Source organism: Paenibacillus sp. P4_A9, from assembly GCF_056402415.1.
In genome coordinates this window covers 41758-48054 of sequence record NZ_JBFUHL010000042.1, presented here as the reverse complement: position 1 = coordinate 48054, position 6297 = coordinate 41758, and the positions used below count along the sequence as shown (strand labels likewise).

Below are 6297 nucleotides of genomic sequence, written 5' to 3'. Positions count from 1 at the left end.
CCAATAGGCTCGGAAAACGAGCCTAATCGGATTGCTTCGCGCCAATAGGCTCGGAAAACGAGCCTAATCGGATTGCTTCGCGCCAATAGGCTCGGAAAACGAGCCTAATCGGATTGCTTCGCGCCAATAGGCTCGGAAAACGAGCCTAATCGGATTGCTTCGCGCCAATAGGCTCGGAAAACGAGCCTAATCGGATTGCTTCGCGCCAATAGGCTCGGAAAACGAGCTAAGCTATATCTGTCCCCTCCGCCCCACCCACAAATGGCAAATTGTTCGTTGTATATCTCTCTGCTATCGACCATATACTCTTAAGAGGAGGATGGATAGATGGAAGGAGTGAGCACATGGAACTGTTTGCAATTGCCCTAATCGATGTCGAAGAATCCTATGTACGTTCGCTGAGCGCGCAGGTGAAGCAAGCGCTGCAGTATTTACATATCGTAGAAAATGGTTTAACGGCTACTTACACTTGTAGTGAGACACGTGCTTTTATTTATGTGGAAGCGGAAGCGGGGAGTGTACACCACGATCCGCAGGTCCATGAAGCTCAGGTAAGAGCCTGCTTAGCAGGAGTGCTGGCGAGCCACATTGTAGCGGACAAGGAATCCAGCATTGTGCGTAATCTGATCACGAAGGATTTTAAATATGAGAAATTGACAGACATTGAAGCCATTGAAGGATACTGTAAGCAATCATTGATCCAAGAGAGTGTGCTGGAAGGGTTACCGCTGGTGAACAGCAGCCCTTGCCGGCTTCGTCGCGTACAAATGCTGAAGGAACAGATAAACGGCTTGCTCGAGGAAAATCCTCAGATCAGCCTAGATGGCTTCCTGAAATTTCGGATCCAGGAGTACAAGGAAGAGTTACGAGAAATTGTCGAGTACGCGATTGATGAGTTCATGATGGACCGCCAGTATCAGGAATTTATTTCGCTTCTGCAATATTTCGTTTATATTCAAGAGGCCAAAATACCAGCTGCTCATCTCATTCATAAAGGTGGCCATGAGTTTGTCATTCTGAATGACAGAATGGAGCCTATTGATGCGAATGAATTTGATGCAAGCTTTCGAATGGAAATGCTGGAGAAGGACATCAATTTCGAGGATATGATCGTGAGTACACTCATTACGGTTTCTCCCGCCAACATTTACATTCATACACGGGATCCTGAATTGACGATCATCAAAACGATAGGGCAGATCTTCGAGGACCGTACATCCGTGTGCAGCTATTGCCGTACTTGTGACCTTTATCTCGGAGATGCCAAGAAGCAGGATCAACTATCCCCTTGACCTTGCTCTCCTTGCCATTTATAATAGTGATCGAAGGCGTTAGTATCAAAGACAAGAACTTTCTGTATGAACTGCTCAGAGAGAGGAGACCAGGCTGCAATCTCCTTCAGCGAATCGGATTGTTTACCCCTTTGTAGCCGTATTGTGGAATTCGGCCTGACTTGCAGGTGCGATACTATACAGTACCGGAATCATTCCCGTTAACGAATGCTTATGAGGATTCGACTTACCCTTTGGGTATGAGCGAATCGAACTAGGGTGGAACCACGAGCTGAGCGCACTCGTCCCTTTATGGGATGAAGTGTGCTTTTTTGCGTTCAATTCACAGAATTTAGGAGGCAACGAAGATGGTTGTACAAGTAAAATTACCAGATGGTGCAGTAAGAGAGTATGCAGTGGGGACAACAATTGAGCAAGTGGCGGAATCCATTTCAACCGGTCTAAAGAAAAATGCAGTTGGCGGCAAAGTTAACGGTAAATCCGTTGATTTATCTTTTCCATTGGACAATGATGCGGATGTTGAAATCCTAACGCTCGATAGCGAAGCGGGCCTAGAGATGTACCGTCATAGCACAGCGCATTTGATGGCACAAGCGATCAAACGCATTTATGGCAACAAAGCGGTTAAGCTAGGAATTGGTCCTGTGATTGAGGATGGCTTCTACTATGATATCGATTTGGAAACACCGCTGAATCCTGAAGATTTGATCAAAATCGAAAAGGAAATGGAGCGCATCTCAAACGAAAATTTGGCGATTACACGCCGCGTTGTTTCCCGTGATGAAGCTCTTCGTATTTTCACAGAGATGGAGGATCCGTTCAAGCTAGAATTGATCCGTGATCTACCGGAAGACTCCGTATTAACGATCTACGATCAAGGTGAATTCTTTGACCTGTGCCGCGGGCCGCATTTGCCTTCAACTGGACGCATTAAGGCGTTCAAATTGTTGAGTGTTGCTGGTGCTTACTGGCGCGGCGATGCGAAAAACAAAATGCTGCAGCGCATTTACGGAACTGCTTTCCCTAAGAAAGCACAACTGGATGAGCATTTGCTCTTGCTCGAAGAGGCTAAGAAACGTGATCACCGTAAATTAGGCCGCGAACTTAAAATGTTTGCCTTCTCACGCGAAGTTGGTCAAGGCTTACCGCTTTGGTTGCCAAATGGCGCGAAACTTAGACGCACAATGGAGCGTTACATTGTTGATTTGGAAGAACGTCTAGGCTACCAACACGTGTACACACCTGTACTTGCCAATGTAGAGTTATACAAAACATCTGGTCACTGGGAGCACTATCAAGAAGACATGTTCCCGAAAATGATCATGGACAATGAGGAGCTTGTTCTTCGTCCTATGAACTGTCCTCACCATATGATGGTGTACAAGAGTGACATGCGCAGCTACCGTGATTTGCCGGTTCGTATCGCTGAACTTGGCACGATGCACCGTTATGAAATGTCAGGCGCATTGACAGGCTTGCACCGTGTGCGTGCGATGACATTGAATGATGCTCATATCTTCTGCCGTTTGGATCAAATAAAAGAAGAGTTCTCCCGCGTTGTTACCTTGATCCGTCAAGTTTACGCAGATTTCGGAATCACAGACTACCGTTTCCGTTTATCTTACCGGGATCCAAAGGATACAGAAAAGTACTTCCAGGATGATCAAATGTGGGAAACTTCCCAACGCATGCTGCGTGAAGTAGTCGAGGAGTTAGGTTTGCCGTTCTACGAAGCAGAAGGTGAAGCTGCATTTTATGGTCCTAAATTAGATGTTCAAATCAAAACAGCGTTGAAGAAGGAAGAAACACTTTCAACGGCACAAATTGATTTCTTGCTACCGGAGCGTTTCCAATTGGAGTACACAGGTGAAGATGGTCAGAAACATCGTCCAGTCGTTATTCATAGAGGAATCATCTCTACAATGGAGCGCATGACAGCCTTCTTGCTTGAGAATTTCGCTGGTGCTTTGCCAACATGGTTAATGCCAACACAAGCGAAAGTTATTCCAGTATCACCTGCGTTTGAAGAGTTCTCTAATCAGGTGACTGACAAACTAAGAGAAGCTGGTATTCGTGTTGAAGCTGATAATCGGAATGAGAAGCTAGGTTACAAAATTAGAGAAGCGCAGCTGGAGAAAATTCCTTTCATGCTCGTCGTTGGCGAGAACGAAGTGAAGAATGAAAGCTTGTCCATCCGTAAGCGGGGACAAGGGGATCTGGGTACTCAACCGATTGCTGAAGTCATCAACATGATTCAAGAAGAGATCAAAAACAAACTGTAACTCTTATTAGTTCCTATAAAAGCAGAGAAGTGCTTTTCACTTCTCTGCTTTTTGCGTTCCAAAAAAGTGTTTTCTACGTGCATAAGTAGGCAAAAGGGGGACATGTTATACAGTGAGTCTGTTTGTGGAGGTTTATTGATGAAAGGAAATGGAAAGCCTACTTTAGTAGGGGGAGGCTTAAAACAATGAGAATAACCGATGCGCAGGTGCAATCCAAATGGATATTAGCATGGATGGTGCTCACCGTTTTGGTTGTGTTTTTTGGAGAAGAGGCTAGCAATCAAGGTAACAATAGGGCGGTAAACACCGATACCCATATAAGAGATCAGCGGGACAATAAGGCAAGGATTGTGCTTCCTGCTGCATGGCCTGTTGCACAAGAGCATCAACAACAAGCTAGTTACCGCTTTATTCCAAATCTAGATTCGGATTTATCCAAATACACGGCAGTCGAAGTGACAGCAACCGGGTATTCTGCAGGTAAAGAATCTACAGGTAAGAATCCGGACCACCCTTCCTATGGGATTACGTATTCAGGGATTAAAGTCATGCGTGATGATAAGGCTTTATCGACGATCGCGGCAGATACCAAGGTGTTCCCTTTAGGTACAGTTTTATTTATACCAGGTTATGGCTACGGGGTAGTTGCAGATACAGGAAGTGCGATTAAAGGGAAGAAAATCGACCTGTATTTCAACACGAAGGACCAGGTTTATAAAGAGTGGGGGAAGAAGACCGTCAAGGTGTTTGTGGTGAAAAAAGGAAATGGGAAAGTGACTGAGGTCATTTGGAAGCAGTTAAAGGATGAAATACTGACTCCTGCAAAAGCGCTGTAAAGTTCAATTTTGTAAAAAAGAAATTCATAAAAAATCCTGTTTTGGAAATCATACTATTACAGGAGGTGATTGACATGGCAAAGAACAAGAACAACAAGAAAGCAGCGCAAGACACGGAATTTGCTACTGAAGTAGCGGTACCTAATAAGCAGCAACAAAACAACACACAAAACCAAAATAAATAAAAAATAGCTTTGTTGAAAAGACGGAGATCCGAAAGGGTCTCCGTTTTTCTGCGTTAGAATGTAAAAGTTTTTTCATTTCTTTTCAAGCCCTCCTACGATATAATGTAACAAAAACTAACATTTTGTTCCTTTTGGGAGGAGTTCCGCTTGCTGATGTCGACGGATTCAAAGCAGAAAGCTTGGTTCTACGGTTTTGTACTTATTGGCATGGGTGTAAATGTATTCGCTTTATTTTCGGAATCAGCTTGGGTTACGCTAGTTAGTATCGCTGTTTTCCTCATTATGGGAGTAGGCGCATTGCTTGTTTCGAGAGCATCCGTTCGAGCACAAGAGCTGGGATCGCTTGATCACGAAGAACAATTCCGTACATTTATTCAAGAATCACAGGTTGTTGCAGATCGACTAGCAGCAGCGGTTGAAGAGGTCAATCGCTCTATCGGGCATCTACTTCAGATTGCAGATGCTTCTATTCAAGGGGAAGAGGAATTGAAGGGACGAAGCCAGCACGCTGCAGGGCAGCTCCAAGAAGCCTTTGCTGCGATTCAACAGGTGGCTGCGGCTGCTGATCAAATCTTAGATTCGTCGTTACATATGCATCGGGAAAGTGAACAAACCAAAGATACGGTGGTTGATGTATGTCGCTCCCTGAATGCGACAGATGAGGTTATGAACGATTTACATGTGAACAACGATACGATGCAGAAGAAAATTCAAGATCTAACCGAGCATACCTCGAAAATTGAAGAAATCAATACGTTCATTACGGAAGTCGTTGCTCAAACGTCATTGCTTGCCTTGAATGCTTCGATTGAAGCGGCTAGAGCTGGTGAACATGGAAGAGGCTTCTCCGTCGTTGCACAGGAAATTAAGAAGTTGGCTGCGCAAAGTCATGAAGCCGTTCAGAAGTCGTCAGAGCTTCTAGCTGATATTGAGAGTGGCGTTTCACAAGTGGTTGCGGCCGTTGCAGAAGAGAAAGCTTCTGTTACGCACGGAATTGATGAGATGAAGGTGATGAAAGGGAAAATTGATACGATTTTCTCATTGATCCTTCACGTGAATAGCCTAGTGGCAAGTACAACTAGTTCAACGAAACACCAGTCCACCCTGGTTACTGGGACTAGAACTTCTTTAGGTGAAGTGGTGGATTTGATGAATGAGACGATGTCGAGTGTAGAGCATACACTGGATCAAATGAAAAAGCAGCGGCATGAGGTTTCGAGACTGCAACATATCAATCAAAATTTAGATCGCTCTTCCGCAGAGCTCGTTCAGGCCATTCAGGCCGTAGGGATGAAGAGTAAGCATGGAAGTGTTCATGTCAATATTGATGAAATGAAGCAATTGTTAAACGCGCTTGTTCGAGTACCTGACATCAAATCATTGGTGGAAGATAAGCATGCCTCGCACTTGCACGGAATATTGAAGAAAACAGCAGGGATTGAAGCGATTTGGTCGAATCGCGGGGATGGAACCTTTATCTACTCGCAGCCAGAGGCGGGCTTGGTGAATGCCAAAGGGAGAGAGTGGTGGAAGCGTGCAATGGCGGGTGAACTCTTCATTTCGGACGAGTACGTGTCAGCTATTACGAAAAAACCATGTATTACATTGTCTAAATCCGTCATAGATGACATGGGAACGCCAATTGGTGTCGTTGGAATCGATTTAGTGTTAAATTAATAGTTCTCAAACCACTCTTTTTAGT

The 6297-nt window shown here is 44.7% G+C and carries 4 protein-coding genes; all 4 read left to right on the top strand.

Annotated features, from left to right (window positions below):
• Positions 1-344: 344 nt before the first annotated feature.
• The 4 genes from ytxC (at position 345) to AC1DVJ_RS22300 (ending at position 6272) form a co-directional block, all read left to right on the top strand.
• Positions 345-1292, top strand: a complete 948-nt coding sequence (gene ytxC, locus AC1DVJ_RS22315) for a sporulation protein YtxC (protein WP_477593418.1) — start codon at positions 345-347, stop codon at positions 1290-1292.
• A 347-nt stretch (positions 1293-1639) separates the two neighbouring features.
• Positions 1640-3574 carry a threonine--tRNA ligase gene (thrS, locus tag AC1DVJ_RS22310; protein ID WP_477593416.1) on the top strand — a complete coding sequence of 645 codons (1935 nt, stop codon included), beginning with the start codon at positions 1640-1642 and terminating at the stop codon, positions 3572-3574.
• 185 nt (positions 3575-3759) lie between these two features.
• On the top strand, positions 3760-4410 hold the full coding sequence (locus AC1DVJ_RS22305; protein ID WP_477593414.1) for a 3D domain-containing protein: 651 nt from the start codon (positions 3760-3762) through the stop codon (positions 4408-4410).
• Positions 4411-4748: 338 nt separating this feature from the next.
• A complete protein-coding gene (locus tag AC1DVJ_RS22300) occupies positions 4749-6272 on the top strand; it encodes a methyl-accepting chemotaxis protein (RefSeq protein WP_477593412.1) in 1524 nt (507 codons plus the stop codon).
• The last annotated feature ends 25 nt before the right edge of the window (positions 6273-6297 follow it).

What these genes read in the sequence shown, in the direction of transcription:
- ytxC (WP_477593418.1), top strand. Translation starts at nt 345, where the DNA reads ATGGAACTGTTTGCAATTGCCCTAATCGATGTCGAAGAATCCTATGTA.
- thrS (WP_477593416.1), top strand. Translation starts at nt 1,640, where the DNA reads ATGGTTGTACAAGTAAAATTACCAGATGGTGCAGTAAGAGAGTATGCA.
- AC1DVJ_RS22305 (WP_477593414.1), top strand. Translation starts at nt 3,760, where the DNA reads ATGAGAATAACCGATGCGCAGGTGCAATCCAAATGGATATTAGCATGG.
- AC1DVJ_RS22300 (WP_477593412.1), top strand. Translation starts at nt 4,749, where the DNA reads ATGTCGACGGATTCAAAGCAGAAAGCTTGGTTCTACGGTTTTGTACTT.